The following is a 24,321-nucleotide window of genomic DNA, read 5'->3' as shown; positions in this document are numbered from 1 at the left end:
CAGAGGGGGGAGGGGGAATGGCGCGCGTCCGGGAGGAAGAGAGAGGGGGATCGCCCGGACGCGGCGGACATTCGTCGAACGTGGACGCCGCCGAACCGCTGGCGTCCGGGTGGGCGGCCCGGCGGGGGGAGTGCCGGGCCGCGCCGTGCGGCACTTCGGGTTGCCGCGTCGCCCGAGGGCGAGAAGACGGGCGGCGCGATCGCGTCGCCGCCCGGGTACTGCGTGGATCTACTGCGGTATTGCGATCGCGTCGCGAACGACGCGGTGAACCGGCGCGGGTCCGATCAGATCTTGCCGACCAAGTCCAGCGACGGCGCCAGCGTCTTCTCGCCTTCCTTCCACTTGGCCGGGCAGACCTCGTTCGGGTTGGCGGCGACGTACTGGGCGGCCTTCAGCTTGCGCAGGGTCTCGGAGATGTCGCGGGCGATCGCGTTGTCGTGGATCTCCAGGGTCTTGATCACGCCTTCCGGGTTGACGATGAAGGTGCCGCGCAGGGCCAGGCCTTCCTCTTCGATGTGCACGCCGAAGGCGCGGGTCAGCTGGTGGGTCGGGTCGCCGACCAGCGGGAACTGGGCCTTGCCGACCGCCGGCGAGGTTTCGTGCCAGACCTTGTGCGAGAAGTGGGTGTCGGTGGTGACGATGTAGACCTCGGCACCGGCCTTCTGGAACTCGGCGTAGTTCTCGGCGGCGTCCTCGACCTCGGTCGGGCAGTTGAAGGTGAAGGCGGCCGGCATGAAGATCAGGACCGACCACTTGCCCTTGAGGCTGGCGTCGGTGACTTCGACGAACTCGCCGGCCTGGAACGCGGTGGCCTTGAACGGCTGGATTTCAGTGTTGATAAGCGACATCAGGATCAATCCTCATGGTCTGTGGGGTGGGTCGTGTGCGACCGGCGGGGCCGGATCGCGATAGGGAGAGCTTAGGGATCGGCTATTAATCAATCAAGTTGATTGATCGAATTGAATCAATAGCTATCATCTATTAATCCGATTCGCAGGCCGATGCGGCAGCGCCGCCGCCCTCATCCTCCCTGCTCCAGGTGAAGCGTCTGCGTCACCGCAGCCGGCCCCGGGCGGGCGGTAGGATGTGCGCCCGATCCGATTCGATCCGCGAACACGCCCCGCATGCCCCGTATCGACGAACTGCTGCGCGCCGCCCGCGCCGACACCGAGCCCGGCGACGCCGAGGCGTTGATGGCGCATGCGCTCGGGCGTCCGGCCAGCTGGTTGTACGCGCATGGCGACGACGAGCCGGCGGCCGAGGCGCAGGCGGCGTTCGAGGCCCTGCTCGCGCGCCGCCGGGCCGGCGCGCCGGTGGCCTACCTGACCGGACGGCGCGGGTTCTGGCGCTTCGAGCTGCGGGTCACCGCGGACACCCTGATCCCGCGTCCGGAAACCGAACGGCTGGTCGAACTGGCGCTGGAACGGCTGCCGGCCGACGCCGATCTGGCGGTGGCCGACCTGGGCACCGGCAGCGGCGCGATCGCGCTGGCGCTGGCGCTGGAGCGGCCACGGGCGCGGGTCGACGCGGTCGACGCCAGCGCCGCCGCGCTGGCGGTGGCCCGAGACAATGCCGCCGAGCTGGCCGTGGGCAACGTGCGTTTCCATCACGGCAGCTGGTTCGCGCCGCTGGCGGGCCGTCGCTACGATCTGATCGCGAGCAACCCGCCATATATCGCCGACCACGACCCGCACCTGCGCCGTGGCGATCTTCGCGCCGAACCGCTGACCGCGCTGGCGTCCGGCCCCGACGGTCTGGACGCGATCCGCGAGATCGCCGCCGGCGCAGGCGCCTGCCTCGAACCCGGCGGCTGGCTGCTGATCGAACACGGCTGGGAGCAGGGCGAGGCGGTGCGCGCAATCCTCTCCGCCGTCGGCCTGGTCGAGGTCGCGACCGCGCAGGATCTGGAGCAACGCGACCGGGTCACGCTCGGCCGCCGCGCGAACGGTGAAGACGTCCTTTAACCTGCAGCCGCTACACTTGCGCGACCTGCAAAGCGAGACCCTGCATGCGCAAGCTCTACCCCGAGATCGAGCCCTTCAACTCCGGCAAGCTCGAAGTCGACGACCGCCATACGCTCTACTTCGAGGAGTGCGGCAATCCCGACGGCAAGCCCGTCGTCATTCTCCACGGCGGCCCGGGCGGCGGCTGCAGCGCCAAGATGCGCCGCTTCCACGACCCGTCCAAGTACCGCATCGTGCTGTTCGACCAGCGCGGCTCCGGCCGCTCGACACCGCATGCGGACCTGGTCGACAACACCACCTGGGAACTGGTCGAGGACATCGAGAAGCTGCGCAGCCGGCTCGGCATCGACCGCTGGCAGGTGTTCGGCGGATCCTGGGGCTCGACCCTGGCCCTGGCCTACGCCGAGAAGCATCCCAAGCGCGTCACCGAGCTGGTGCTGCGCGGCATCTTCATGCTGCGTCGCTGGGAGCTGGAATGGTTCTACCAGGAAGGCGCGTCGCGGCTGTTCCCGGAAGCCTGGGATCGCTACGTCGCGGCGATCCCGACGGTCGAGCGCCACGACCTGATCTCGGCGTTCCATCGCCGCCTGACCTCCGAGGACGAGGCGACGCGCCTGGCCGCGGCCAAGGCCTGGAGCGTGTGGGAAGGCGCGACCAGCTTCCTGCACGTCGACGACGACTTCGCCTCCAGCCACGAGGATCCGCACTTCGCGCTGGCGTTCGCGCGGATCGAGAACCACTACTTCGTCAACAGCGGCTTCTTCGAGGTCGACGACCAGTTGCTGCGCGACGCCGGAAAGATCGCCGACATTCCCGGCGTGATCGTCCACGGCCGCTACGACGTGGTCTGTCCGGTCCAGAACGCCTGGGACCTGCACAAGGCCTGGCCCAAGGCCGAGCTGGTGATCACCCCGGCCTCGGGCCACTCGGCGTTCGAGGAAGAGAACATCGACGCCCTGGTCGCGGCGACCGATCGCTTCGCCTGAGGCGCGCGAAGCGTCCGATGAAAGAGCCCGGCCCTGGCCGGGCTCTGTCGTTTCCGTGCCCGACGTCAGTAGCGGGCGCGGATGGTCACCCGCGCGACCGGGTTGCGCCAGTCGCGTTCGGCGGCATCGAAGTCGCCGATGCCGTGGATACCGTTGTGGATGTGCACGAAACCCTCGGCACCGGCCTCCGGCGCGCCGCTGCCGCCCGGTCCGTTGCACTCGGGATACTCCGGTCCCGGAATCGAGGCGCAGGACTCGTCGTTGGGCTCGCTGCCGGCGTCGTAGGCGTACAGGGTGTAGCTGACCGAACGCCCGGGCGCGGGCAGACGCGCCGCGTCCAGTCCCACGAAGCCGTCGTTGGTCGGGATCATCATCGCGGCCAGGCTGATCCGGTAGCCGGGCGTCGGCGCGTCGATCGCGATCGCGGTTTTCTGCCCGGGCGCGGTCAGGCCATCGCCGCGCGCGGTCGCGCTCACCCCCCGGGTGGCGTCGAGCCGGTCGGACAGCGGCACCGGGTTGCCGGTTTCGGCCAGCGTCGCCAGTTCGGGCAGGGCCGGGGCGCCGGGCTCGAATACATCGACCGACGGATGATGGATCGCCACCAGCAGCGGCGTGAACTGTTGCGCGCGGGTCAGGTTCACGACCTCGACCTGGTAGTGGATGCCGCCGTGGTGACGGCCGTGCTGGGGACCGCGCGAAGCTGCCGGCAGGCTGGTGGCCAGTGCGACCGCGGCGATGCCGATGGCCGCGATCCTGCAGTGGAACGTGTTGCGGAACTTGCTCATGAAGGGTTCCTCCGTCCGGATGGGAACGGCCGGCGTCGGCGCCGGCCGGACGCGCGCGGCTCGTGGGGGACGGGGGAACCGCGGGCGCCACTGGCCCGCTACGCAGGACGGTGGCGAAGGTTACGTCCGGCTGTCGCCATTACCGGCGTGTCGTTTGCATGCCTGCATGTGGGCACGGAGCGAACCCTCCCGCAAGAGTCCTTTGGCGATCTTTGTTTCGAGAGTCTGTCAGGAAGCCCCTCCAGTGGAGCGGCCATCGCCGTCGCTTGTCCGCCTCTGTCCGGGCGATACGAAGTTGAAGTTAAGGAATGAGTGCCCGGAGATCTCAATCCATGAGAGTGGGGTACGGCATTCTCGGTCTATTGCCAGCGGGCTCTCCAGGGCGGTCGGTGCTTGCGGTTCAGCGCGTGTCTTGCGTTGGCATCAGGTCGTGCAAGAGGTTCCATGGCTTGCATGGCTGCGAAGCCGGTGATATGACTCGCGTCACGCTTCGAGTTTGAAGTTGGAGTGTGTCAGGAAGCGGGATTCTAGGGAATGCGGCCGGTCGTGGCTGCAACGGAAGGAATAGAGCCGAATGAAAATCAGGCAATGGACCTTGGCCGCCATGCTGTTGACGGTCGCGGGAGCGGGCTCCGCGCAGGAACAGGGCAAGGCGCTCTGGGAGGAGTACGACAAGCTGATCGACAAGCGCTCGGCGATCACCGCGCTGGGCCCGGACCTGTTCGGCGACAACGTCGACCTCTACACCGGTAACTTGTCGTTCTCGGCCACCGACGTCAGCGTGCCTGGTAACAATGCGCTGCCGGTTGCGGTGGGGCGCCGCTACGGCATCGACAATCACAGCGTCGGCCATCCGGGTGTCGACGGTTACGACCTGGCGTTCGCGGACTGGGACCTGGACGTGCCGAAGATCAGCGGCGTGTTCGCGACCACCTGGCACGACCAGCGTTGCAGTGGCGCTGCGCAGCCGCCAGCGGTACAGGTCAGCGACAAGTACTTCCAGCCCAACGACTATTGGCAAGGCCACAACGCCAGCCTGCCCGGGGGCGGCGAAATGCTGATCGGCAGCGCTTCGACCACCCGCCCGGCGAACGGCGGTCCCTGGCGCTGGACCACCGATGGCCAGACCTGGTTCAGCTGCTTGGCGACGATCAAGAACGGTAGCGGCGAGGGCTTCCTCGCGACCACCGCGGACGGCACCCGCTACTGGTTCGACTGGATGGCACAACATGCCGAAACCCCGCTGAGGGACAAGAACAACAGCGGGTTGACGATCTACCTGCCGCGGCGCAGGAACGTGCTGTATGCGACCCGGGTCGAGGACCGCTTCGGCAACTGGGTCACCTACACCTACACCAATGCCTACAACGCGCGGACGCGCCTGACCGCGATCAATGCCAGCGACGGCCGCGCGATTACCCTGGGCTACAACGGCGATGGCCATATCGCCAGCATCAACGATGGCTCCAGGACCTGGCGGTACGAGTATGCCTACGTCGGTAGCGGCCAGTTGAAGAGCACGCTCACCGCCGTGGTACTGCCCGACGACAGCCGCTGGGCAATCGACTTCGTCGATTTCAGCGAAGCCGGCTTCGGCTACCACAAGAGCCGGGAGCCCGGAGATTTCTATCGCAGTTGCTTCGATCCCGGCGATGCGGTGAATGCGACCCCTATTGTCGGCAGTATCACCCATCCGGCCGGCGCCACTGGCGTCTTTACCATGTCGGTCCTCCGGCATGGCCGCTCCAACGTGCCAGCACTGTGCGGCGGTTACTCCCTGCCGGACAACAACCCCAACGACGATGTCGCCTACTACCCGATCAACTGGGATGCCTACACGCTGAGCCGCAAGCAGGTCAGTGGGCCGGGATTGGGCACCGATGCCTGGACCTACGCCTACTTCAGCGATATCTCATGGTTCTATCCGCCCAGCGGTGGCGGACTGCCGGTCTGCCAGGACTCGAATGGCTGCCAAGCGCCGGGATGCACGGACGACAACTGCGCCGGCAACGCGGTCACCACGGTCGCCGCGCCGGATGGCAGCTGGACCCGTTACACCTTCGGCAACAGCTACCGCTACAACGAAGGCAAGCTGTTGAAGACGCAAAAGGGGACCGGCACCACCCCGCTGCAGACCGAGCGGATACAGTATGAGCTGGCGCAGTCCGGGCAGCCGTACCCGACCCCGATCGGCATTAGCCCGCAGGCCCGCGGCAACGCCTTCACCAGCGAGTACCTGCGCCCGCAGAAGCGCCGCGAGACCGTCCGCGAGGGGTCGCGCTACATCAACGAGGTCGAGCAGTTCGATCAGTTCGCGCGCCCGTTGCGGGTGCGCAGGCGCAGCTTCGCGACCGGCGGCTTCCACGTCGATCCGCCGGCCGCGGCACCGGCCCTGACCGCGCCGGCGAGCAGCACCACCGGCACCTACGGACTGAGCTGGACCAGCGTTGGCGAGGCGACCCGCTATCCGCTGGAAATGCGGGTGGGCGCCGGCAGCTGGAGCACGGTGCAGGACAGCTCGGCCACGACTTGGTCGGCCTCCGGCCAGGGCAGCGGCAGCTATGCCTACCGCGTCCGCGCCTGCAACGAGGCCGGCTGCAGCGCCTACAGCGCGACGAAGACCACCCAGGTCACCCTGCCGCCGGCTTCGCCGCCGGTGGTGACCGCGCCGGCCAGCGACAACAACGGCGCCTACACCGTGAGCTGGACCAGCGTGGCCGAGACCACCGAGTACCGTCTGGACCAGCGCAAGGACGGCGGCAGCTGGAGCCAGGTCCATCTAGGCCCCGCGACCAGCAAGGCCGTGTCCGGCCTCGGCGACGGTACCTACGACTATCGTGTCCGCGCCTGCAACACGGCCGGCTGCACCGGCTACTCGGCGACCGATACCACGGTGGTGACCCATCCGCCGGCCAGCACGCCGGTAGTGACCGCGCCGGCCAGCGACGGCGATGGCGCCTACACCGTGACCTGGACCAGTGTGACCTCGACCACCCAGTACCGCCTGGACCAGCGCAAGGACGGCGGCAGCTGGAGCCAGGTCCACCTCGGCCCCGCGACCAGCAAGGCGGTGTCGGGGCTGTCCAACGGCAGTTACGACTACCGCGTCCGCGCCTGCAACGTCGGTGGCTGCAGCGCGTATTCGGCGATCGACACCACCGTGGTGCTGCTGCCGCCGGCCGGCACCCCTACGGTGACCGCGCCGAGCAGCGACAACAATGGCGCCTTTACCGTCAGCTGGACCAGCGTGAGCACCGCTGCCGACTATCGTCTGGAGCAGCGCAAGGACAGCGGCAGCTGGTCCCAGATCTACAGCGGCACCGCGACCAGCAAGGCGGTGTCCGGCCTGGCCAACGGGACCTACGACTACCGGGTGCGCGCCTGCAACAGCGGCGGCTGCGGCAGCTATTCCTCGACCGATTCGACGGTCGTGCTGCTGCCGCCGGCCTCCGCGCCGACGGTGACCGCGCCGTCCAGCGACAACAACGGTGCCTACACCGTGACCTGGACCGGTGTGAGCACCGCCAACGAGTATCGCCTGGAGCAGCGCAAGGACGGCGGCAGCTGGAGCCAGATCCATGCCGGCACCGGTACCAGCAAGGCGGTCTCGGGCCTGACCAACGGCAGCTACGGCTACCGGGCGCGCGCCTGCAACGCCAGCGGTTGCAGCGGCTATTCGGCGATCAAGACCACGGTGGTCACCCATCCGCCGGGCTCTGCTCCGACCTTGTATGCGCCCTCGAGCGCGAATACGAATCAGGACTTCACCGTCAGCTGGACTGCGGTCAGTACCGCGACCAGCTATGAGCTGCAGCATGATGCCAGTACGGGATCCTGGACGGTGATCTATAGCGGTACCGGGACCTACAAGGTCGAGAACTACCGTTTTGAGCGCGAGCACACCTACCGCGTCCGTGCCTGCAATGCCGGCGGTTGCGGTCTCTTCTCGACAATCAAGGCGGTTTACGTGATCGACACGGGTGGCGGCAACTGCGGTGGCGGCCCCTGTCCGGAGCCGCTCGGCATCGATCCGGTGTCGTCGCAGTTGCTTCAGACTCCACCGAGCGAAGGAGAGGGCCAATGAGCGCGCGCATGGACGGGCTGCGGCCGGCGATTCTCTCGGCACTGCTGGCGATGGGGGCCGTCCTGGTCCCCTGTTCGGCAATGGCCGAGGACTACGACAAGACCGAGGTGATCGTCTATCACGACGACGCCAGCGCCTGGGTGATGGGCCAGGTCGAGACGGTGACCGATGTCGAGACCGGCCGGGTGATATCGCAGACCGAATACGGTTGGAACCACCTGCCGGTGAAGCAGTACAGCTTCGGGCGGCTGGTGCAGGAAATCGGCTACAACACCGCCGATGGCACCGTTGCCCATGTCAAGGACGGTGCCGGCCACACCACGACCGTCGGCGGCTGGAAGCGCGGCATTCCGCAGAGCATCACCTATGCCGACAGCACGAGCCAGAGTGCGGTGGTCAGCAACGACGGCACCCTCGCCTCGGTCACGGACGCCAACGGCAACAAGACCTGCTACGCCTACGATGCGATGGGCCGCCTGAGCCAGGTGACGTACACCTCGGAGAGCGCGGCGGGCGTCTGCGATACATCGGCATGGGCGCCCACGACCCAGGTGTTCGAGCAGATCGATGTGAGCGAGGGCGGAATACCTGCCGGGCACTGGCGCCAGATCGTCAAGACAGGAAGCGGCCAGAAGACCACGTACTACGACGGCCTGTGGCGGCCGTTGCTGGTGCAGGAGCACCATCTGGGCAATTACGATGCGACCAAGCGCTTCACCCGCTTCGCCTACGACCATGACGGTCGAACCGTATTCGCCTCGTATCCCAGCTCGGCCTACAACACCGCGGTCGGTACCTACACCGAATACGACGTGCTGGGGCGCCCGCTACGGATCGAGCAGGACTCGGAGCTGGGGGCGCCGTTGGTCACCACCACCTGGTACGGCAACAATGCCGATGGCGACTACAGCAAGGTCACCAACCCGCGTGGCCAGATCACCCGGACCTGGCATCAGAACTTCGACCAGCCCGGCATGGACGCGCCAACCACGATCTGGCATCCGGAAGGGGCATTCACCCATATTCCTCGCGACGACTTCGGCAAGCCGACCCGGATCCGTCGCAGCAACAGTGCCAGCCTGACCGGCGGCACTGTCGCCATCGACCGCGAGTACTTCTACAACGCCCAGCAACAGTTGTGTCGGGTAAAGGAGCCGGAGACCGGCGACACCTTCATGGGCTACGACGCGGCCGGCAACCTGGCGTGGTCGGCGGCGGGCTACCGCTCGGCCGCGGCGGCATGCGTGGAAGCCACCGCGGTGGCGGCGCGCCGGGCCGATCGCGGCTACGACCTGCGCAACCGGATCGTGTCGCTGAGCTTCCCCGACGGCCGCGGCAACACTACCCACACCTACACCGCGGACGGCCTGCCGGAGACCATCACCGTCAACAACGACGGCGGCACCGGCCAGATCGTCACCACCAGTTATGCCTACAACAGGCGTCGCCTGCCGGTACAGGAGCGGATGCAGTGGGGCAGCGTCGATTGGACCCTGGGCTACGGCTACAACGCCAACGGCCACCTGGCCAGCCAGGTGTACCCGGACGGCACCAGCGTCGACTATGCGCCCAATGCGCTGGGCCAGCCGACGCAGGCCGGCAGCTACGCCAGTAACGTCAGCTACTTCCCCAACGGCGCGATCAAGCAGTTCACCTACGGCAACGGCATCGTCCACACCCTGACCCAGAACGCGCGTGGCCTGCCGGACATCAGCACCGATGCCTATAGCGGCACCGCGTTCCTGGCCGACAGCTACGACTACGACGCCAACGGCAATGTCGCCGCGATCACCGACGGCGCGACCGGTACCGGCCAGCGCGGCAATCGCGACATGGTCTACGACGGCCTGGACCGCTTGACCGGCACGACCTCGCCGATGTTCGGCACTGCGACCTATGCCTACGACGTGTTGGACAACCTGACCCGGCTCAGTGTGAGTGGCGGTACCGCCGCGCGCGACCACTATTATTGCTACGACGCGAACTGGCAGCTGACCAACATCAAGACCGGCAGTTGCAGCGGTACGACCGTGGTTGGCCTGGGGTACGACGCGCAGGGCAACCTGGCCAACAAGAGCGGCGCCAACTTCGACTTCGACTACGGCAACCGCCTGCGCGGCGCCAGCGGCATCGGCGTGACCGCCAGCGGCTATGTCTATGATGGTCTGGGCCGGCGCGTGCGCGACGTCACCAGCGGCAGCAAGTACAGCCTGTATAGCCAGTCGGGGCAGTTGGCCTTCGCCAGCGACCTGCGCAAGGGCACGCAGCACGTGTACATCTACCTGGGCGGCAGCCTGGTGGGGGTGCGCGACAAGGTCACCGCCACCGGCGCGGTATCGGTCAAATACCAGCACACCGATGCGCTGGGCAGCCCGGTGGTGATCACCGACGCCAATCGCACCGAGCTGGAACGCCGCGAGTACGAACCCTACGGCAAGCAACTGACCCCGACTCCGCAGGACGGCCCCGGCTACACCGGCCACGTGTTCGACGCCGCCACCGGCCTGGTCTACGCCCAGCAGCGCTACTATGACGACGATATCGGGCGGTTCCTGTCAGCGGACCCGGTGACGGTGGACGGCGATACGGGTGGGAATTTCAATCGATATCAGTATGTGAGGAATGATCCATACTCTAGAGTTGACCCTGATGGTGAGCGAGATATATATATTGGAGGTGCGTCTGATAAAGATGGGAGTAAAATTGTTGAGAATTTTGCTGATGCACGGAAGGGGAAGCCCCCTGGGCGAGATGTTCAATACTTCGGCTGGCATCAGCGTAAAGAAATCCAGGCTGCGATCGCTGCACCCCTTTCGGAGGGCGAGCCTTTGAATATTATCGGGCACAGCCTTGGTGGGCGCGAAGCGATTTGGCAGGCAAATAATACCTCGGCTTTAATAAGTAATATGGTGACGGTTGATCCGGTTGGCGCTTCTGGTGATGGCTCTAAGCCATTGAATGTATCCTCTTGGACTAATGTTATTGCAAAGGCAGGTCGAATTCATAGGTCGGATTTAGTTGCATATGCTGGGCGAAGACTTGAAGGGGTTACGAATACTTCGGGGGCCGATAATTTAGTGGTATCCTCTGCGAGTCACGGTGATTTTTCAAAGATGATGCAGGATGCTGCAGTTATTCAAGTTATCAATGCTTCGTACATTGATACTGCGGCTAGTGCGGCAGGTCCTGGCGGAAATGCTTCCAGTCTTGATTTCGATCCTTAGGAAGCACTTTTTCTGTTCGTGGATTTCAGCCTCAATTTTGCAGGAAATTTCATGGCGAGTTGGGGGTTTGATTTTATTATTTGTGTTCATGGGTCTCATGCCAATAGGTGCGGGGGCTGTGTATGAAGGCAATGGATTCGATAAAAAGTGTGCGTATTCTTGCCGTGGCTTTCGTTGCATTTTTAATGGTTGGGTGTGAGCTTGATGTGCCAATAATTTCAGCTAGTGCTCGACAAGTAGGTGATGATGAGGTGATAGAGGTAGATATTTCGTCAAGATATGCGAGCCGCATAAAGTCTCGGCAGTATTATTTTTATGTCTTGGTTGTTGATTGCAAGGAGGGTGGAGAAGTTTTTGCCATGGATCCTTATGTCGGAGGAAAGAGGGCGGTTGAGTTTGATTACGATATTGATGGCGAGGTGACAAAGATAGTTGGAGCCATGCCCGCTGAAGTTTTTGCCGCCTACTCTGATCCGTGTGCTGCTATCGAAGGCGGGGGGTATTTTAGTGGAAGGTTGAGGTCGACTCGTTTTCCGCTGCGTACTGCAGTTGGAGATAAGAAAAATTAATTCTTGGCGTTTTAGGGTTGGAGTAGGCCCATCAGGGTGGGGCTGCTTCTGCTTGTCGCCAGTAACGCCTGATACTTCCCAAATAGAGCGATCGAATAGTTCACCTACGGCAACGGCATCGTCCACACCCTGACCCAGAACGCGCGGGGCCTGCCGGACATCAGCACCGATGCCTATGGCGGCACCGCGTTCCTGGCCGACAGCTACGATTACGACGCCAACGGCAATGTCGCCGCGATCACCGACGGCGCGACCGGCACCAACCAGAAGGGCAATCGCGACATGGTCTACGACGGCCTGGACCGCCTGACCGGCGCGACCTCGCCGATGTTCGGCACCGCGACCTACGCCTACGACGTGCTGGACAACCTGACCCGGCTCAGCGTGAGCGGCGGCGCCGCCGCGCGAGATCATTACTACTGCTACTGACCTGCCCCCACTGAGCCATACCAGTCGAATCTGAGTAAAGTCCGTCAACCCGAGAGGATGGACATGCGCAAGAGTCGATTCACCACCCAGCAGATCATTGGGTTCCTGAAGCAGGTCGAGGCCGGCATGGCGGTCGCCGAGCTGGCCCGCCAGCACGGCCAGCTTCTACCAGTGGCGGGCCAAGTACGGCGGGATGGAAGCCGAAGATGCCAAGCGACTGAAGGAGCTGGAGGCTGAGAACAACCGGCTGAAGCGGTTGCTGGCCGAGGCCCACCTGGACATCGAGGCGCTGAAGGTCGGCTTCGGGGTAAAACGCTAGCCCCGCAACGCAAGCGCGAGGCGGTCCGGCGCATGCTTGAACACACGAAATTGAGCGAGCGCCGGGCCTGCCGCCTTGCGGGGCTATCCCGCGATGCCTTCCGCAACGAGCCGGTCCCAACACCTGCCACACAGACGCTGTCGGCCCGGATCATCGAACTGGCTCAGCTGCGCCGGCGCTTCGGCTATCGCCGCCTGCACGACTTGCTGCGCCCGGAGTTCCCGAACGTGAACCACAAGAAGGTCTATCGCCTGTACCGCGAGGCGAACTTGGCCGTGTGTCGTCGCCGGAAGGCCAAGCGGCCGGTTGTAGAACGCCAGCCCTTGTTGCAGGCGAACCAGCCTAACGCGGTCTGGAGCATGGATTTCGTGAGCGACGCCCTGGCCAATGGCCGCCGGTTGAAGTGCCTGACCGTCGCCGACGACTTCAGCCACGAGTGCGTCGACATCGTGGTCGACCATGGCATCAGCGGCGCCTACGTCGTGCGCATGTTGGATCAGGCGGCCTGCTTCCGCGGCCATCCCCGTGCCGTGCGCACCGACAACGGCCCGGAGTTCACCAGCCGCGCCTTCATCGCCTGGACGCAGCAGCACGGCATCGAACACCTGCTGATCGAACCCGGCCGGCCGATGCAGAACGGCTACATCGAGAGCTTCAACGGCAAGTTCCGCGACGAATGCCTGAACGAGCATTGGTTCACGTCACTCGCCCAAGCCCGTGACGTCATCGCCGACTGGAGACGTGATTACAACGAGGTTCGACCGCACAGCAGCTGCGGCCGCATCCCGCCATCGCAGTTCGCTGCCAACCACCGAGCACAACAAGCCAACAACGCAGTAACCTTCAATCCCGGGCTTTGTCAGGAATGACTGGTACGGCTATCGGGGGCAGGTCAACTCTCGAACCGGTGGCGGTGGGCGCACTGTTCCTTAAGCGTCCGGATCACCCGTTCCACAATGCCGTTCCGCTGCGGACAGTGCGGGGTGATGAACTCCTGCTTCAGCCCATAGCTGCGCACCAGCCGGGTGTACTTGCGGCTGGTGAAGACCAGACCATTGTCCGAGCGCAGCAGAAAGGGCTCTTCCACCCGTCCCAACGTCCCGAACCGGGTAATCTGCGCCTGCTCCAGGGCCGCGACGGCCGTGCCGGCCACCGTCCGATACCCGAACGAGGGCTCGGCCTCGATCAACACGCGGATCGGCTCGGCCAGTTCCGGCTTGACCTTCGGCGGCGCCTTGCTCGGCCGGTAGTACACGCTGCGGCGGGCCACACCGAACCAGCGGCACAGCTTCGCCATCGACACCTCAAACCCGTCAGCCATCAAGCCCTGCTGGATCGCGACCATCAGGCCTCGTCCTTGCCCAGCAGGGCCGCCAGCTTTTTTCGCGCGCGCAGTTCAAGCATCGCCTCTCCGTACGCCTCCTGCAGGTCCTTGAGCTGGCGCTCGTACTGCTCGCGCACGTCTTCGGGCTTGGCCCGCAAAGCGTTCTCCATCCCGCGCTTGCCTTCCTCCACCCAGCCTTCGATCTCCGCAGGTGTCAGGTCGAACTGCCGGCTCGCCTGTGCCACGGTCTTCTTGCCCTGGATGATCTCCAGCACCAGCGCAGACTTGCGCCGGGCTGTCCAACGCTTGATCTCTTCTTCCATCACTTCGCTCATCGGTGTCTCCTTCCTCGGAAAGCAACACCTGAGCAGAAATTCAGTGGGTCATTACAGCCAGGCTAAACATCATCAGACAGGCGGAGCGCGACGCTCTTCATTTGTCCGCCGGGCTGCCGTCCGGGTTGCGGTCGATCATCCACAAGCCCGCCCAGAGCTTGAGGTCGAGTTCGTAGCCTTCCGCCTGCCGGGCCATCAGCCATGCCGGCGCCTGCTCGCGCGCGACTTCGTGGACGATGATCGCCTCGTCGTCGACGCCGCCACCGGCGCCGACCCGGGTCAGGCCGGTCGCGCGGACGAAGGCGATCCGCTCGTTGCTCATCCCCGAGGAGGTCGGGCCGACCAGCAGCACGTCGACGCGGGCCGGCTCCCAGCCGGTCTCCTCGATCAGTTCGCGGTGGGCGGCCGAGGCCAGCGTGTCGTCGGCATGGTCGTCGCCGACCAGGCCGGCCGGCATCTCGATCGTGCGGGCGCCGAGCGGGGCGCGGAACTGCTCGACGAACACCACCTTGTCGTCGGGGGTGACCGCGATGATGATCACCGCCATGCCCTTGCCGTGGGTGCGCTCGGCGAACTCCCAGCGGCCGCGCCGGCTCAGCCGCAGCCACTGGCCCTCGTACAGGGTCTCGGTCGGGGTCTGGGTCGATTCGATTTCGGAGTCGTCGCTGGCGGTGTCCATGCCCCGATCCTAGCGCGTCTGCATGACGCCCCGCGAACATTTCCGTGCGCGCGGAGCGCGCCGCCTCATGCTCAGCCGGCGGTGTAGTCCAGACCGGCGGCCTCGTGCAGCCGGCGTCGGGTCAGCGGACCGAATCGCAGGGACTCGCACAGTGCCAGCAGGGTGGCGGCGTCGCCGCTGCCGCGCGCGAACTGGGGGCGGGCGCCGTCCAGCGGTGCGTCCAGCGCGATCGTGGTCAGTTGGCGGCATAGCAGTGCCTGTTCGCGGTGTTCGCGCAGTTTCTTCGCGGTGCTGGCGGCGCCACGGATGCGCAGGAACGGCACTTCGTCGATGCGCTCGAGCAGGGCGTCGAGGGTGTCGAAGTGACCCAGCAGGGCGGCGGCGGTCTTGGCGCCGATGCCGGGCACGCCGGGAATGTTGTCGATGCTGTCGCCGGTCAGCGCCAGGTAGTCGGCGATCTGGCGCGCCTCGACCCCGTGGCGGGCGGGCACGCCGGCGGCGCCCCAGCGTTGGTTGCGCGCGTAGTCCCACTGCTCGTCGCCGTCGCCGAGCAACTGCGAGAGGTCCTTGTCGGCGGAGACGATCACCGCGCGGAAGCCGTCCGCGCGGGCGGCATGGGCGGCGCTGCCGATCAGGTCGTCGGCCTCGTACTGATCGTGAGAGAGCACGTCCAGGCCGAGCGCGCCGCACAGCGTCCGGCAATGCGCGAACTGGCGCTTCAGCGTTTCCGGCGCCGGCTCGCGGTTGGCCTTGTAGGCCGGATAGATCCGGTTGCGGAAACAGGAGTCCAGCGCCTCGTCGAAGGCGATCGCGATGTGCGCCGGACGGGTGCGCTCGAGCAGTTCGGCGAGGAAGCGGGCGAAGCCGTGCACCGCGTTGGTCGGCCAGCCCTCGCTGTCGCTGAATTCGTCCGGCATCGAGTGCCAGGCGCGGAATACGTACAGGCTGGCGTCGACCAGGTAGAGCTTGTTCATCGGAGCCAGTGTGCCCGAATGCCGGTTCCGGCGTCACCGGCCCGGTGCGTGCGGGAAGCGCCGCTCATGCCGCCGGTGCGCTCCATTCTTCCAGCAGGGTCGCCGGGTCGGGGCGTTCGCGCTCGGGCGCGTCCAGTCGCGGCGTGCCGATATGGATGAAGCCGGCGACGCGCTCGTCCGCGGCCAGTCCCAGCCAGCCATGCACGGTCGCGTCGTAGGCCGGCCAACCGGTCAGCCAGGTGGCGCCGTAGCCCAGCGCCTGCGCGGCCTGCAGCAGGGCGAAACAGACGCAGCCGGCGGTCAGCAGGCGCTCCTGCTCGGGAATCTTCTCATCCGGTCCGAGGCGGGCGATCACCGTCACCACCAGCGGCGCATGCGAGAAGCGCTGGCGGTCCTTCTCGATCGCGGCCTCGCCGGCGCCGGCGTCGCGCTCGCGGGTCAGCGCGGCCAGGCGTTCGCCCAGCGCGTGACGGGCCTCGCCGCGGATCGCGAGGTAGCGCCACGGCACCCGCCTGCCGTGATCGGGCACGCGGCTGGCCGAGCGCAGCATCCGCAACAGGGTGGCATCGTCGGGGGCCGGCTCGTCCAGTTGCCGGGCCGGTACCGAGCGGCGGCTGTCGAGGGCGTGGAGGGCTTGGTCGGTGCCGGATCCGGCAGCGGGTCGAGGATCAATAGGCGACATCAGTCACAGTTCTGGAAGGTCGGACAGGGGGCCAATACGAAGTGACTCATATTGCCACTATGCTGCGGTCTACGCCGGAAACCGGCGTTGTGCGTCACCGGTCGGCACCAGGGGGTGTCGACGGGGTGGCGGTCGAATAGGGGATCTGGGGATGAGTGTACCCACTCCAACGCATGCGACGCGTGGCGAACCGCTGCGCGTCCTTGAGGAGATCAAGCGGCAGGCGGTCGAGCAGCTCGGCAGCATCCCCGATGCGCTGTACCCCGGAATCGAACAGGCGTTGTCGGTGGCGTTGCAGTCCGGCGATGTCGGCCCCGGCCATTTCGAGGACCTGACCTCGCTGAGGATGTTGCGGCAGCAGGCGGCGACCTTGCTGATGCGCTATCGCCAGCAGTTGGCCAAGGGCTTCGACGACTTCCGTGGCCTGCGCGTACGCTCGCGCGGCGACCTGCCGCTGGGCCTGATCGAGGACTCCCACCTGGCGTTCCACCTCGATGGCCAGCGGGTGATCGAGGCGCTCGATGGCCGCTTCGCCGAGCCATTGCAGGTCATGCGGCAGCGGCTGCATGCGATGGCCGAGGCGCTGGGGATGCCGGAGGTGGCGAATCCGATCGGACCGGAGCGGCTGATCGGGGCGTTCGTCGAGTCGTTCCGGGAAACCGAACCGACTCCGCACGTGCGCGAGCTGCTGTTCCGCCAGTACGAGGGCGAGCTGACGCGTCGGCTCGGCGATTTCTACGGCAGGGCCAATGCCCTGCTCGCGGCAACGGGATACGGACGCTCGGCTCCGTCGTCCCACACTTCGACGCAGCACGGCTATCGGCACGAGACGGTCGAGTCCGTGCCCTACCGGGGACAGGTGGCGATGACAGGCATGGAGGCGATGCACGGCGCAATGGGAAGGATGGAAGGGTACGGCGACGGCCACGGCGGCTCGGCGGGCGGCTACGGCGGCATGTCGGTGCCCGGCGAGGACATCGCCGATCTGCGCACGATGCTGCGGATGTGGCGCGACGGCACGTTGCAGACGCCGCAGTCGGGCGCCGGCGGTGCCGATGCCCAGTCCCGGTCCCAAGCGTCGCGACAGGAGCACGGCATGGGCGCGCGGCGCGAGCTGCGCGTGGACGAGATGCTGAGCGTGGTGAGCATGCTGCAGTCCGAGCCGCCGGACGCGTTCGCGCGTGCGCTGGCCGGCCCCGGCCGCCTCGGCGCGGCGATCCGCGACCATCTCAGCGACGGTGCGCGGCGGATCGGCGTCGATCCCGACCAGACCCGCTTCAGCGCCGACGAAGAAGACGCGATCGATCTGGTCGCGTTGTTGTTCGACTCGCTGTTCCGCACCAATTCCCTGCAGGACCGTGCCCGTCGCCTGTACGGCCGGCTGGTGCTGCCCTACGTCAAGGTCGCGCTGACCGACGACGGCCTGTTCGTGCAGCGCGAGCATCCGGCGCGCAAGCTGCTGGACTCGATCACCGAGGCCTGCGAGGGCAACCAGGCGAACACGCCGCAGGAGCGCGAATTGCTCGACCGCGCCGCCGCCGCCTCGCAGCGGGTGGTCGCCGAGTACAACGAGGACGTCGCGGTGTTCGAGCTGGCGCATGCCGAGCTGGATTCGCTGCTCGGCCAGCATCGCCGCCGCAGTGCGCTGCAGGAAGAGCGGCTGGTCAAGGCGACGCTGGGCCGCGAGCGTCTGGACCAGGCGCGCGAGACCGCCGACGACGCGCTGATGAAGCGCCTGCGCACCACCCGTCTGACCCCGGCGGTCGCCGACTTCCTGGCGATGCCGTGGCGCCATCACATCGTCCAGACCCTGCTGCGCGACGAGGATCCGCAGCGTCGCGACGAAGCGATCGCACTGGGCGACGCGCTGCTGCTGGCCGACCGCCTGGCGGCCGAGAACCGCGGCCGCGAACTGGCCGATCACCTGCTGTCGATCGAACCGCTGGTGTTGCGCTGCCTGGCCAGCTCCGGGCTCGACGACAGCGCCGCCCAGCACGGTCTTGCCGGGCTGGTGCGGGCCCTGGCCTCGCCCGACGGTCCGCGTCGTGCGCAGACCGCCAAGCCGCTGGCCGGCGGCGAGACCGTCGAGTCCGGCGAGGAGCGACGGCTGTGGTTGGCCGGTGGCACGGCCACTGTCGGCCATGCCCCCGAAGTCGCCGCGCGGATGCGCGAGCTGGCGATCGGTGACTGGGTCCGGCTCACCGACGTGCACGGCGAGATCGTCGCTGCGAAGATCGCATGGGTCAGTCCGATGACCTCGCGTTTCCTGCTGGTCAACCGGCGCGGCCTGCGGGTGCTGGTCGCCTCGGCCGAGGAGCTGGCGGTGATGCACGAGGATGGCCGTCTGGTGATCGGTTCCGAGCGCTCGGCCTTCGACGAGGCGATGCGCCGCGTCCGCGAGCGCCTGGACAACACCGCCGCCGCCGACTGAGCCGGGTTGCGGACGGCGGGCCGCCGCCCGGGCGTCGCGCCTGGGCGACGCTTTCGCTAGGATCGCCCAGATCGGGGTCATGACGCCCCTTCGCGGAGTCCAGGCATGGCGGCAGAGACGGCAGGCAATCCGGAACAGGGTTCGACGGGCACCGCGATGGTGGCGACGGTCGCCGCCGCGCGCGAACGCGCACAGGGTGAGCGCCGGGTCGCGATCACTCCCGAGACCTGCCGCAAGTTCGTCGCCGCCGGCGCGAAGGTGGTGATCGAGCGCGGTGCCGGCAATGGCGCCGCCGTCACCGACGAGGCCTATGAACAGGCCGGTGCGACCCTGCTCGACGACGCCGGCGCGGTGTATGCGGCCGCCGATGTGCTGTTGTGCGTGCAGGCGCCTGAGGCCGGATCCATCGCATGCCTGCGCGAGGGCGCGGCCCTGGTCGGCCTGCTCGCGCCGCAGGCCGACCCGGCCCGGGCGCAGGCGATCCAGGCGCGCGGAATCGTCGCGTTTCCGCTGGAGCGGCTGCCGCGCACGACCCGCGCCCAGGCCATGGATGTGCTCAGCTCGCAAGCCGGCATGGCCGGCTACAAGGCGGTGCTGATCGCCGCCCAGCTGGCGCCGCGCTTCTTTCCGATGCTGACCACGGCCGCCGGCACGATCCGGCCGTCGAAGGTGCTGGTGGTCGGTGCCGGCGTGGCCGGTCTGCAGGCGATCGCGACGGCCAAGCGGCTCGGCGCCCAGGTCGAGGGTTTCGACGTGCGCCCGGAGACCCGCGAGCAGATCGAATCGCTGGGAGGGCGTTTTCTCGACCTGGGGGTCAGCGCTGCCGGCGAGGGCGGCTACGCGCGTCAGCTCACCGACGAGGAGCGCGCCGAGCAGCAAAGGCGCCTGGCCGAGCATCTCAAGGGCATCGACGTGGTCGTGTGCACCGCCGCGGTGCCGGGACGGCCGGCGCCGAAGATCGTCACCTCGGCGATGGTGGCCGGCATGCGCCCCGGCAGCGTAATCGTCGATCTTGCCGCCGAGACCGGCGGCAACTGCGAGTTGACCCGGCCCGGCGAGACCGTCGAGGCCGGTGGCGTCGCCGTGTCCGGTCCGCTGAACCTGGCCAGCAGCGGTGCGGTCCATGCCAGCGAGATGTACGCGCGCAATCTCTACAACTTCGCGCTCCTGTTCCTGGCCGATGGACGCCTGGTCGATGGACGGATCGGCTTCGATTGGGACGACGAGTTGTTGGCGAAGACGGTCTGGCCCGAACGCAACGGAGACGGTACGGCGGCCGGCTGAAGCCTGCGCGGCGCGTCTGCGCCGCTCCCGGTGAGTGGCTGGCGGACGGCTTGCGCCGCGATCCCGCATGGGCGCAGGCATCACCGGCGCCGGGCGACCTCGCCGGGGTGCCGTTCGCGGCGAGCCGGTGGAGCCTTGAACGTCTTTACTCTTCCCCGCGCTGCCGCTCGACCCACTCGCGTCGCTGCTCGGGGGTCATCTGTCGCCATTGCGCCTTCAGGGCGCTGCGCTGCTCGGGTGTCATTTCGCGCATCGCCTTGAACAGCACCCGGGTCTGCGCGCGCTGCTCGGGGTTCATGTGCTCCCAGCGATTGCGGCCGTGGCGCGCGCGGCGGCGCTGCTCGGGCGTGAGCTCCTGCCAGCGACGGGCGTGGTCGAGCATGTTCTGGCGCCGCTCCGGTTCGCTGTTCCAGCGGTCGCGGATCGGTGCGATCAGCAGCTCGCGCTGTGCCGCGGTCAACTGCTCCCAGGCGGGAGGCGGCGGGCCGTGCGCGGGAGGCGGTGGCGGCGGGTCGCCGGCCACGGCGGCCGGTACCAGCAGGCAGCCCAGCACCAGCGCCAGCAAGGCGCGGAGGCGGGGCGTGCGACGGACGGGGAATGCGGTGCGGGACATCGTCAGCGCTCCATCAACGGGGGCAGGGCGTCGTCGTTGGCGGCCAGCCACAGGTACAGGTCGGGGTCTTCGTCGAGTGGCGCCATCACCGCCTCGACCTCGGCGGCCAGCAGCGCATCGCCGGCGTCGGTCGCGGTGGCGGTCCGGGCCAGCGTCGGCGGCGCCGGGTCGGCGGCGGGCGGGTCGGAGCGCAGCCAGGATACGCCGATCGCGAACGCGCACACCGCGGCGGCGGCGCTGGCCAGGCCCCAGCCGAACGGGCGCGCGCGGCGGGAAGCCGCCAACGCGTCGCCGCGGGCCGCGCGCAGGCGGGCCAGGGTCGCCGGCGACAGCCGTTCCAGCGATTCGGCGTGGCGTTGTCGCATCGTCCGGTCGAAGCCGGCCTCATGCGCGTGCCCGAGGGGCTCGGGTCCGCTTGGGTTGTCGTGCGTGGCGGTCATCGCCAGTCCTCCAGTTTCCGTTGCAGGGCCTCGCGGGCCCGCGACAGGTGTGTCTTCACCGCGCCTTCGCTACAGCCCATCGCCCGCGCGGTCGTGGCGACGTCGAGTTCCTCCAGCACGCGCAGGGAGAACGCTTCGCGCTGGCGGGCCGGCAACGTCGCCAGTGCCGCCGACAGCTGCGCGTAGCCCTCGCTGCCGTCGTGGGCGCGCGACGGGTCCGGACCGTCGTCGGCCCAGTCGACCGCGCTGCCGTCCTCGTGGCGCGGCTCCGGCGACAGCCAGCCGAGCCGGAAACGCCGACGCCGCTGGATGTCGATGATCCGCCGCCGCAGGATGCTCCAGAACAGCGGCGTCCATTCCCCGGCCGGGCGATCCTGGTAGCCCAGCATCTTCATCATCGCGTCCTGCACCGCGTCCAGCGCGTCCTCGCGCTGGCGCAGGCCCGCCTCGGCGAAGCGGAACGCACGGGTGCCGATGCCGGCCAGGAACTGCTCCAGCGACGCCGGTCGTTCCGGGACGGCCGGTTCGGCGGCGGGGCGCTCCGGGTCTGCGCTGGCGTCGGGTTCGGTAGCCACGCGTTGCAGCATACGGCGTCGGCTCAGCAGCGGCGGTCCCAGCGGCGGTCACCGTGGCGATCGAGGCGGCGTTCGACACGGTCGCCGGCCTGCGCGCCGGCGCCAGCCAGCAGCAGCGCACCCGGCAGGACGATGGACAGCAGCTGCTTCATCACGGTTTCCTCGCTTGGCAGGTCGGCCCTGCGCGGAATACAACGCCCGCGGCGGGCTCCGGTTGACAGCCTCCGGGAGCCACTGGACGGGGCCGGTTCATCGGCGGTTATGATGCCGGTGTCGATGACCGACCTTGGCGTGGGGGATGGACGATGGGTGACGGGTTCGTGGCGCTCTACATCTTCATGTTGGCGGCGATTGCCGGCCACGTGATCATCTCGCGGGTGCCGGTGATCCTGCACACGCCGTTGATGTCCGGTTCCAATTTCATCCACGGCATCGTGCTGATCGGCGCGATGGTCGTGCTCGGCCATGCCGATACCACCCTGGAGAAGGCGATCGGCTTCGTCGCGGTGCTGCTGGGCGCCGGCAACGCCGCCGGTGGCTACGTGGTGACCGAGCGGATGCTGGAGATGTTCAAGAGCAGCCGCAAGCCCGGCGGTGGCCAGGGCGGAGGCAAGGCATGAGCGCGCAGGTGCTGCTGGCGTCGGCCAGCTATTTCGTCGCCGCGACCCTGTTCCTGCTCGGCCTGCAGCGCATGGCCTCGCCGATGACCGCGCGCAGCGGCATCCGCTGGGCCGGCTGGGGCATGATCATCGCCACCGCGGCGACCTTCCTGCTGCCGGACCTGCACAACCTCGGCCTGATCGTGACCGCGCTGGTGCTGGGCACGGTGCTGGCCTGGGTCTCGGGCAAGAAGGTGGCGATCACCGACATGCCGCAGATGGTCGCGCTGTACAACGGCATGGGCGGAGGCTCGGCGGCGGCGATCGGCGCGGTGGAGCTGCTCAAGTACAGCGGGATGGCGGCGGCGCTCGGCGTCGCATCGGCATCGGCGGTCGGGGTCTCGAAGGTGACCCTGACCCTGGCGGTGCTCGGCTCGGCGATCGGCGCGGTGTCGCTGTCGGGCTCGGTGATCGCCTGGGCCAAGCTCGACGGTCGGCTCGACAAGCGGGTGATGTTCCCGGGCCAGCAGGCGTTCAACCTGCTGGTCGCGGCGGCGCTGGTGGTGCTCGGCGTGCTCGCCGCGACCACGCTGTCGACCCCCTGGATCGTCGCCTTCTTCGGGGTCGCGCTGGCGCTGGGCATCCTGATGACCCTGCCGATCGGCGGCGCCGACATGCCGGTGGTGATCTCGCTGTACAACGCCTTCACCGGTCTGGCGGTGTCGTTCGAGGGCTATGTGCTCGGCAACGAGGCCCTGATCATCGCCGGCATGATGGTCGGCGCGGCCGGCATGCTGCTGACCCGGCTGATGGCCAAGGCGATGAACCGGCCGATCCGCAACGTGCTGTTCGGCAGTTTCGGCGCCGGCGGCCCGGCGCAGGAGATCAGCGGCTCGCAGAAGCCGATCGAGGCCGGCGACGTCGCCGCGATGATGGCCTTCGCCGAGCGGGTGGTGATCGTGCCCGGCTACGGCATGGCCGTGGCCCAGGCCCAGCACAAGATCTGGGAGCTGACCCAGAAGCTGACCGAACGCGGGGTCAAGGTGAAGTTCGCGATCCACCCGGTCGCCGGACGCATGCCCGGGCACATGAACGTGCTGTTGGCCGAGGCCGGGGTGCCGTACGACCTGATCGCCGACATGGACGACATCAATCCCGAATTCCCCAACACCGACGTCTCGCTGGTGATCGGCGCCAACGACGTGGTCAACCCGGTCGCCAAGACCGATCCGGCCAGTCCGATCTACGGCATGCCGATCCTCGACGTCGCCGCGTCGCGGAACACCATCGTGATCAAGCGCGGCAAGGGTACCGGCTTCGCCGGCATCGAGAACGCGCTGTTCTACGCCGACAACACCCGCATGCTGTACGGCGACGGCGCCGAGATGGCCAGTGCCCTGGTCAGCGAGCTGAAGGCGCTGGACGGCGGCGGTCACTAGCGGCGTCCATGGCCGCCCGTGTGGCGGTCATTCGCGCGCGGGCGCCAGGCACAACTCGCCGCTGAGCTCGGTGGTCACCTCGCCGGCCGGGGTCTTGCTGCCGCTGACGAAAAAGTGCCCGCCAGGCGCCCTGGAAGCGGCCGCTGCCGCTTTCGACCCGCTGGTAGGCGGTGACCACGGCCGGGTCGGTGACCCCGATTTCGCGCATGTACAGGGTGCCGTCGGCGGTGTGGTACTCGAACGCGCCGCTGTAGGAGATGAACCCCGGCGCCGCCGATGGGCCCGGTGCCCAGCCGTCGGAGGCGAAGTGGGTGCTGCCGTTGAGTCCGTGGTTGCCGTCGACCTCGCCGAGGAAGCACGAGTCCAGACCAGCGTTGCAGCCTTCGTTGCTGCGGAATTCGGACAGTTCGGCATGGATGCGCTTGCAGGCGCCGTTCGCGGGGGCCGCGACCGCCACCGCGGAGACGGCCAGGGCGACGGCGGGCAGGGCAAGCCGTAAAAGAGGGTGCGGCACTCGCGCATGGGCGGGCTGTGCTGCCTGCATCGGAAGCTTCCTGGATCGGGGTGTGATGGTGCGGACCGGCAG

At 67.5% G+C, this 24,321-nt stretch carries 22 protein-coding genes and 1 pseudogene; 11 read left to right on the top strand and 12 right to left on the bottom strand.

Annotated elements, in window-relative coordinates; translation table 11 throughout:
* Positions 1-284: 284 nt before the first annotated feature.
* Positions 285-848 carry an alkyl hydroperoxide reductase subunit C gene (gene ahpC / locus C9I47_RS13120; protein WP_111267139.1) on the bottom strand — a complete coding sequence of 188 codons (564 nt, stop codon included), beginning with the start codon at positions 846-848 and terminating at the stop codon, positions 285-287.
* Between the two features lie 276 nt (positions 849-1,124).
* Between ahpC and prmC the strand changes: the two genes are divergently transcribed.
* Complete coding sequence (gene prmC / locus C9I47_RS13115) at positions 1,125-1,964, top strand: peptide chain release factor N(5)-glutamine methyltransferase (protein ID WP_111267138.1); 840 nt, start codon at positions 1,125-1,127, stop codon at positions 1,962-1,964.
* A gap of 44 nt (positions 1,965-2,008) precedes the next feature.
* On the top strand, positions 2,009-2,950 hold the full coding sequence (gene pip, locus C9I47_RS13110; protein WP_111267137.1) for a prolyl aminopeptidase: 942 nt from the start codon (positions 2,009-2,011) through the stop codon (positions 2,948-2,950).
* Between the two features lie 65 nt (positions 2,951-3,015).
* Here the strand turns inward: pip and C9I47_RS13105 are convergent, their stop codons facing one another.
* A complete protein-coding gene (locus tag C9I47_RS13105) occupies positions 3,016-3,735 on the bottom strand; it encodes a spondin domain-containing protein (protein WP_111267136.1) in 720 nt (239 codons plus the stop codon).
* Between the two features lie 574 nt (positions 3,736-4,309).
* Between C9I47_RS13105 and C9I47_RS13100 the strand changes: the two genes are divergently transcribed.
* The 5 genes and pseudogenes from C9I47_RS13100 (at position 4,310) to C9I47_RS13085 (ending at position 13,229) form a co-directional block, all read left to right on the top strand.
* Positions 4,310-7,819 carry a fibronectin type III domain-containing protein gene (locus C9I47_RS13100; protein WP_145985520.1) on the top strand — a complete coding sequence of 1,170 codons (3,510 nt, stop codon included), beginning with the start codon at positions 4,310-4,312 and terminating at the stop codon, positions 7,817-7,819.
* Positions 7,816-11,043 carry an RHS repeat domain-containing protein gene (locus C9I47_RS13095; RefSeq protein ID WP_111267134.1) on the top strand — a complete coding sequence of 1,076 codons (3,228 nt, stop codon included), beginning with the start codon at positions 7,816-7,818 and terminating at the stop codon, positions 11,041-11,043. The genes C9I47_RS13100 and C9I47_RS13095 overlap by 4 nt, the downstream gene beginning before the upstream one ends.
* Before the next feature lie 122 nt (positions 11,044-11,165).
* Positions 11,166-11,612: a hypothetical protein gene (locus C9I47_RS17635; RefSeq protein WP_145985519.1), complete on the top strand. Its 447-nt coding sequence runs from the start codon at positions 11,166-11,168 to the stop codon at positions 11,610-11,612.
* A gap of 282 nt (positions 11,613-11,894) precedes the next feature.
* Entirely contained in the window at positions 11,895-12,041 is a 147-nt protein-coding gene (locus C9I47_RS17980) for a hypothetical protein (RefSeq protein WP_223250133.1), read from the top strand.
* A gap of 63 nt (positions 12,042-12,104) precedes the next feature.
* A pseudogene (locus C9I47_RS13085) lies at positions 12,105-13,229 on the top strand (IS3 family transposase).
* A gap of 23 nt (positions 13,230-13,252) precedes the next feature.
* Here the strand turns inward: C9I47_RS13085 and C9I47_RS17975 are convergent.
* From C9I47_RS17975 to C9I47_RS13060, 5 genes are all read right to left on the bottom strand, one after another.
* On the bottom strand, positions 13,253-13,705 hold the full coding sequence (locus C9I47_RS17975; RefSeq protein ID WP_223250132.1) for an integrase core domain-containing protein: 453 nt from the start codon (positions 13,703-13,705) through the stop codon (positions 13,253-13,255).
* Positions 13,705-14,019, bottom strand: coding sequence for a DUF1153 domain-containing protein (locus C9I47_RS13075; RefSeq protein ID WP_111267133.1), 315 nt, complete (start codon positions 14,017-14,019; stop codon positions 13,705-13,707). The genes C9I47_RS17975 and C9I47_RS13075 overlap by 1 nt, the downstream gene beginning before the upstream one ends.
* 97 nt (positions 14,020-14,116) lie before the next feature.
* Positions 14,117-14,698, bottom strand: coding sequence for an NUDIX hydrolase (locus tag C9I47_RS13070; RefSeq protein WP_111267132.1), 582 nt, complete (start codon positions 14,696-14,698; stop codon positions 14,117-14,119).
* 71 nt (positions 14,699-14,769) lie between these two features.
* Positions 14,770-15,672, bottom strand: coding sequence for a 5'-3' exonuclease (locus C9I47_RS13065; protein WP_111267131.1), 903 nt, complete (start codon positions 15,670-15,672; stop codon positions 14,770-14,772).
* A gap of 64 nt (positions 15,673-15,736) precedes the next feature.
* On the bottom strand, positions 15,737-16,354 hold the full coding sequence (locus C9I47_RS13060; protein ID WP_111267130.1) for a nitroreductase family protein: 618 nt from the start codon (positions 16,352-16,354) through the stop codon (positions 15,737-15,739).
* A 151-nt stretch (positions 16,355-16,505) separates the two neighbouring features.
* Between C9I47_RS13060 and C9I47_RS13055 the strand changes: the two genes are divergently transcribed.
* Positions 16,506-18,785 carry a DUF1631 family protein gene (locus C9I47_RS13055; RefSeq protein ID WP_111267129.1) on the top strand — a complete coding sequence of 760 codons (2,280 nt, stop codon included), beginning with the start codon at positions 16,506-16,508 and terminating at the stop codon, positions 18,783-18,785.
* 156 nt (positions 18,786-18,941) lie between these two features.
* Positions 18,942-20,069 (top strand): NAD(P) transhydrogenase subunit alpha, encoded by a 1,128-nt coding sequence (locus tag C9I47_RS13050; protein ID WP_111268138.1) that lies wholly within the window; start codon positions 18,942-18,944, stop codon positions 20,067-20,069.
* A gap of 145 nt (positions 20,070-20,214) precedes the next feature.
* Here C9I47_RS13050 and C9I47_RS13045 read toward each other — a convergent pair whose 3' ends face one another.
* Genes C9I47_RS13045 through C9I47_RS18095 form a run of 4 tightly spaced genes read right to left on the bottom strand, consistent with a single transcriptional unit; the run spans position 20,215 to position 21,849 of the window.
* The gene (locus C9I47_RS13045) at positions 20,215-20,682 is read right to left on the bottom strand and encodes a DUF3106 domain-containing protein (protein WP_111267128.1); all 468 of its coding nucleotides are present in this window, start codon (positions 20,680-20,682) and stop codon (positions 20,215-20,217) included.
* Between the two features lie 2 nt (positions 20,683-20,684).
* Complete coding sequence (locus tag C9I47_RS13040; protein WP_223250131.1) at positions 20,685-21,122, bottom strand: hypothetical protein; 438 nt, start codon at positions 21,120-21,122, stop codon at positions 20,685-20,687.
* A complete protein-coding gene (locus tag C9I47_RS13035; RefSeq protein WP_223250130.1) occupies positions 21,119-21,697 on the bottom strand; it encodes an RNA polymerase sigma factor in 579 nt (192 codons plus the stop codon). The genes C9I47_RS13040 and C9I47_RS13035 overlap by 4 nt, the downstream gene beginning before the upstream one ends.
* Positions 21,698-21,720: 23 nt before the next feature.
* The gene (locus tag C9I47_RS18095) at positions 21,721-21,849 is read right to left on the bottom strand and encodes a hypothetical protein (RefSeq protein ID WP_262982904.1); all 129 of its coding nucleotides are present in this window, start codon (positions 21,847-21,849) and stop codon (positions 21,721-21,723) included.
* Positions 21,850-22,002: 153 nt separating this feature from the next.
* Here C9I47_RS18095 and C9I47_RS13030 point away from each other — a divergent pair, with 153 nt between their 5' ends.
* Both C9I47_RS13030 and C9I47_RS13025 read left to right on the top strand, forming a co-directional pair.
* Positions 22,003-22,317: an NAD(P) transhydrogenase subunit alpha gene (locus C9I47_RS13030; protein ID WP_111267126.1), complete on the top strand. Its 315-nt coding sequence runs from the start codon at positions 22,003-22,005 to the stop codon at positions 22,315-22,317.
* Positions 22,314-23,735, top strand: a complete 1,422-nt coding sequence (locus C9I47_RS13025; protein WP_111267125.1) for an NAD(P)(+) transhydrogenase (Re/Si-specific) subunit beta — start codon at positions 22,314-22,316, stop codon at positions 23,733-23,735. The genes C9I47_RS13030 and C9I47_RS13025 overlap by 4 nt, the downstream gene beginning before the upstream one ends.
* Here C9I47_RS13025 and C9I47_RS13020 read toward each other — a convergent pair.
* A complete protein-coding gene (locus C9I47_RS13020; RefSeq protein WP_111267124.1) occupies positions 23,698-24,279 on the bottom strand; it encodes a hypothetical protein in 582 nt (193 codons plus the stop codon). The genes C9I47_RS13025 and C9I47_RS13020 overlap by 38 nt on opposite strands.
* Positions 24,280-24,321: the final 42 nt, after the last annotated feature.

The sequence above is a fragment of the Marilutibacter maris genome (genome assembly GCF_003233695.1).
Taxonomy (GTDB): Bacteria; Pseudomonadota; Gammaproteobacteria; order Xanthomonadales; family Xanthomonadaceae; genus Marilutibacter; species Marilutibacter maris.
Note: the sequence above shows the minus strand (reverse complement) of the source record. Positions and strands in the feature narration are given on the sequence as shown.

Excerpts from the sequence above, each read along its gene's own strand:
- C9I47_RS13060 (WP_111267130.1), bottom strand. The coding sequence starts at position 16,354 with ATGTCGCCTATTGATCCTCGACCCGCTGCCGGATCCGGCACCGACCAA.
- ahpC (WP_111267139.1), bottom strand. The coding sequence starts at position 848 with ATGTCGCTTATCAACACTGAAATCCAGCCGTTCAAGGCCACCGCGTTC.
- prmC (WP_111267138.1), top strand. The coding sequence starts at position 1,125 with ATGCCCCGTATCGACGAACTGCTGCGCGCCGCCCGCGCCGACACCGAG.
- C9I47_RS13045 (WP_111267128.1), bottom strand. The coding sequence starts at position 20,682 with ATGTCCCGCACCGCATTCCCCGTCCGTCGCACGCCCCGCCTCCGCGCC.
- C9I47_RS13020 (WP_111267124.1), bottom strand. The coding sequence starts at position 24,279 with ATGCAGGCAGCACAGCCCGCCCATGCGCGAGTGCCGCACCCTCTTTTA.
- C9I47_RS18095 (WP_262982904.1), bottom strand. The coding sequence starts at position 21,849 with ATGAAGCAGCTGCTGTCCATCGTCCTGCCGGGTGCGCTGCTGCTGGCT.
- C9I47_RS17635 (WP_145985519.1), top strand. The coding sequence starts at position 11,166 with ATGAAGGCAATGGATTCGATAAAAAGTGTGCGTATTCTTGCCGTGGCT.
- C9I47_RS13030 (WP_111267126.1), top strand. The coding sequence starts at position 22,003 with ATGGGTGACGGGTTCGTGGCGCTCTACATCTTCATGTTGGCGGCGATT.
- C9I47_RS13105 (WP_111267136.1), bottom strand. The coding sequence starts at position 3,735 with ATGAGCAAGTTCCGCAACACGTTCCACTGCAGGATCGCGGCCATCGGC.
- C9I47_RS17980 (WP_223250133.1), top strand. The coding sequence starts at position 11,895 with ATGGTCTACGACGGCCTGGACCGCCTGACCGGCGCGACCTCGCCGATG.
- C9I47_RS13040 (WP_223250131.1), bottom strand. The coding sequence starts at position 21,122 with ATGACCGCCACGCACGACAACCCAAGCGGACCCGAGCCCCTCGGGCAC.
- C9I47_RS13100 (WP_145985520.1), top strand. The coding sequence starts at position 4,310 with ATGAAAATCAGGCAATGGACCTTGGCCGCCATGCTGTTGACGGTCGCG.
- C9I47_RS17975 (WP_223250132.1), bottom strand. The coding sequence starts at position 13,705 with ATGGTCGCGATCCAGCAGGGCTTGATGGCTGACGGGTTTGAGGTGTCG.
- C9I47_RS13055 (WP_111267129.1), top strand. The coding sequence starts at position 16,506 with ATGAGTGTACCCACTCCAACGCATGCGACGCGTGGCGAACCGCTGCGC.
- C9I47_RS13025 (WP_111267125.1), top strand. The coding sequence starts at position 22,314 with ATGAGCGCGCAGGTGCTGCTGGCGTCGGCCAGCTATTTCGTCGCCGCG.
- C9I47_RS13065 (WP_111267131.1), bottom strand. The coding sequence starts at position 15,672 with ATGAACAAGCTCTACCTGGTCGACGCCAGCCTGTACGTATTCCGCGCC.
- C9I47_RS13075 (WP_111267133.1), bottom strand. The coding sequence starts at position 14,019 with ATGAGCGAAGTGATGGAAGAAGAGATCAAGCGTTGGACAGCCCGGCGC.
- C9I47_RS13095 (WP_111267134.1), top strand. The coding sequence starts at position 7,816 with ATGAGCGCGCGCATGGACGGGCTGCGGCCGGCGATTCTCTCGGCACTG.
- C9I47_RS13070 (WP_111267132.1), bottom strand. The coding sequence starts at position 14,698 with ATGGACACCGCCAGCGACGACTCCGAAATCGAATCGACCCAGACCCCG.
- pip (WP_111267137.1), top strand. The coding sequence starts at position 2,009 with ATGCGCAAGCTCTACCCCGAGATCGAGCCCTTCAACTCCGGCAAGCTC.
- C9I47_RS13050 (WP_111268138.1), top strand. The coding sequence starts at position 18,942 with ATGGTGGCGACGGTCGCCGCCGCGCGCGAACGCGCACAGGGTGAGCGC.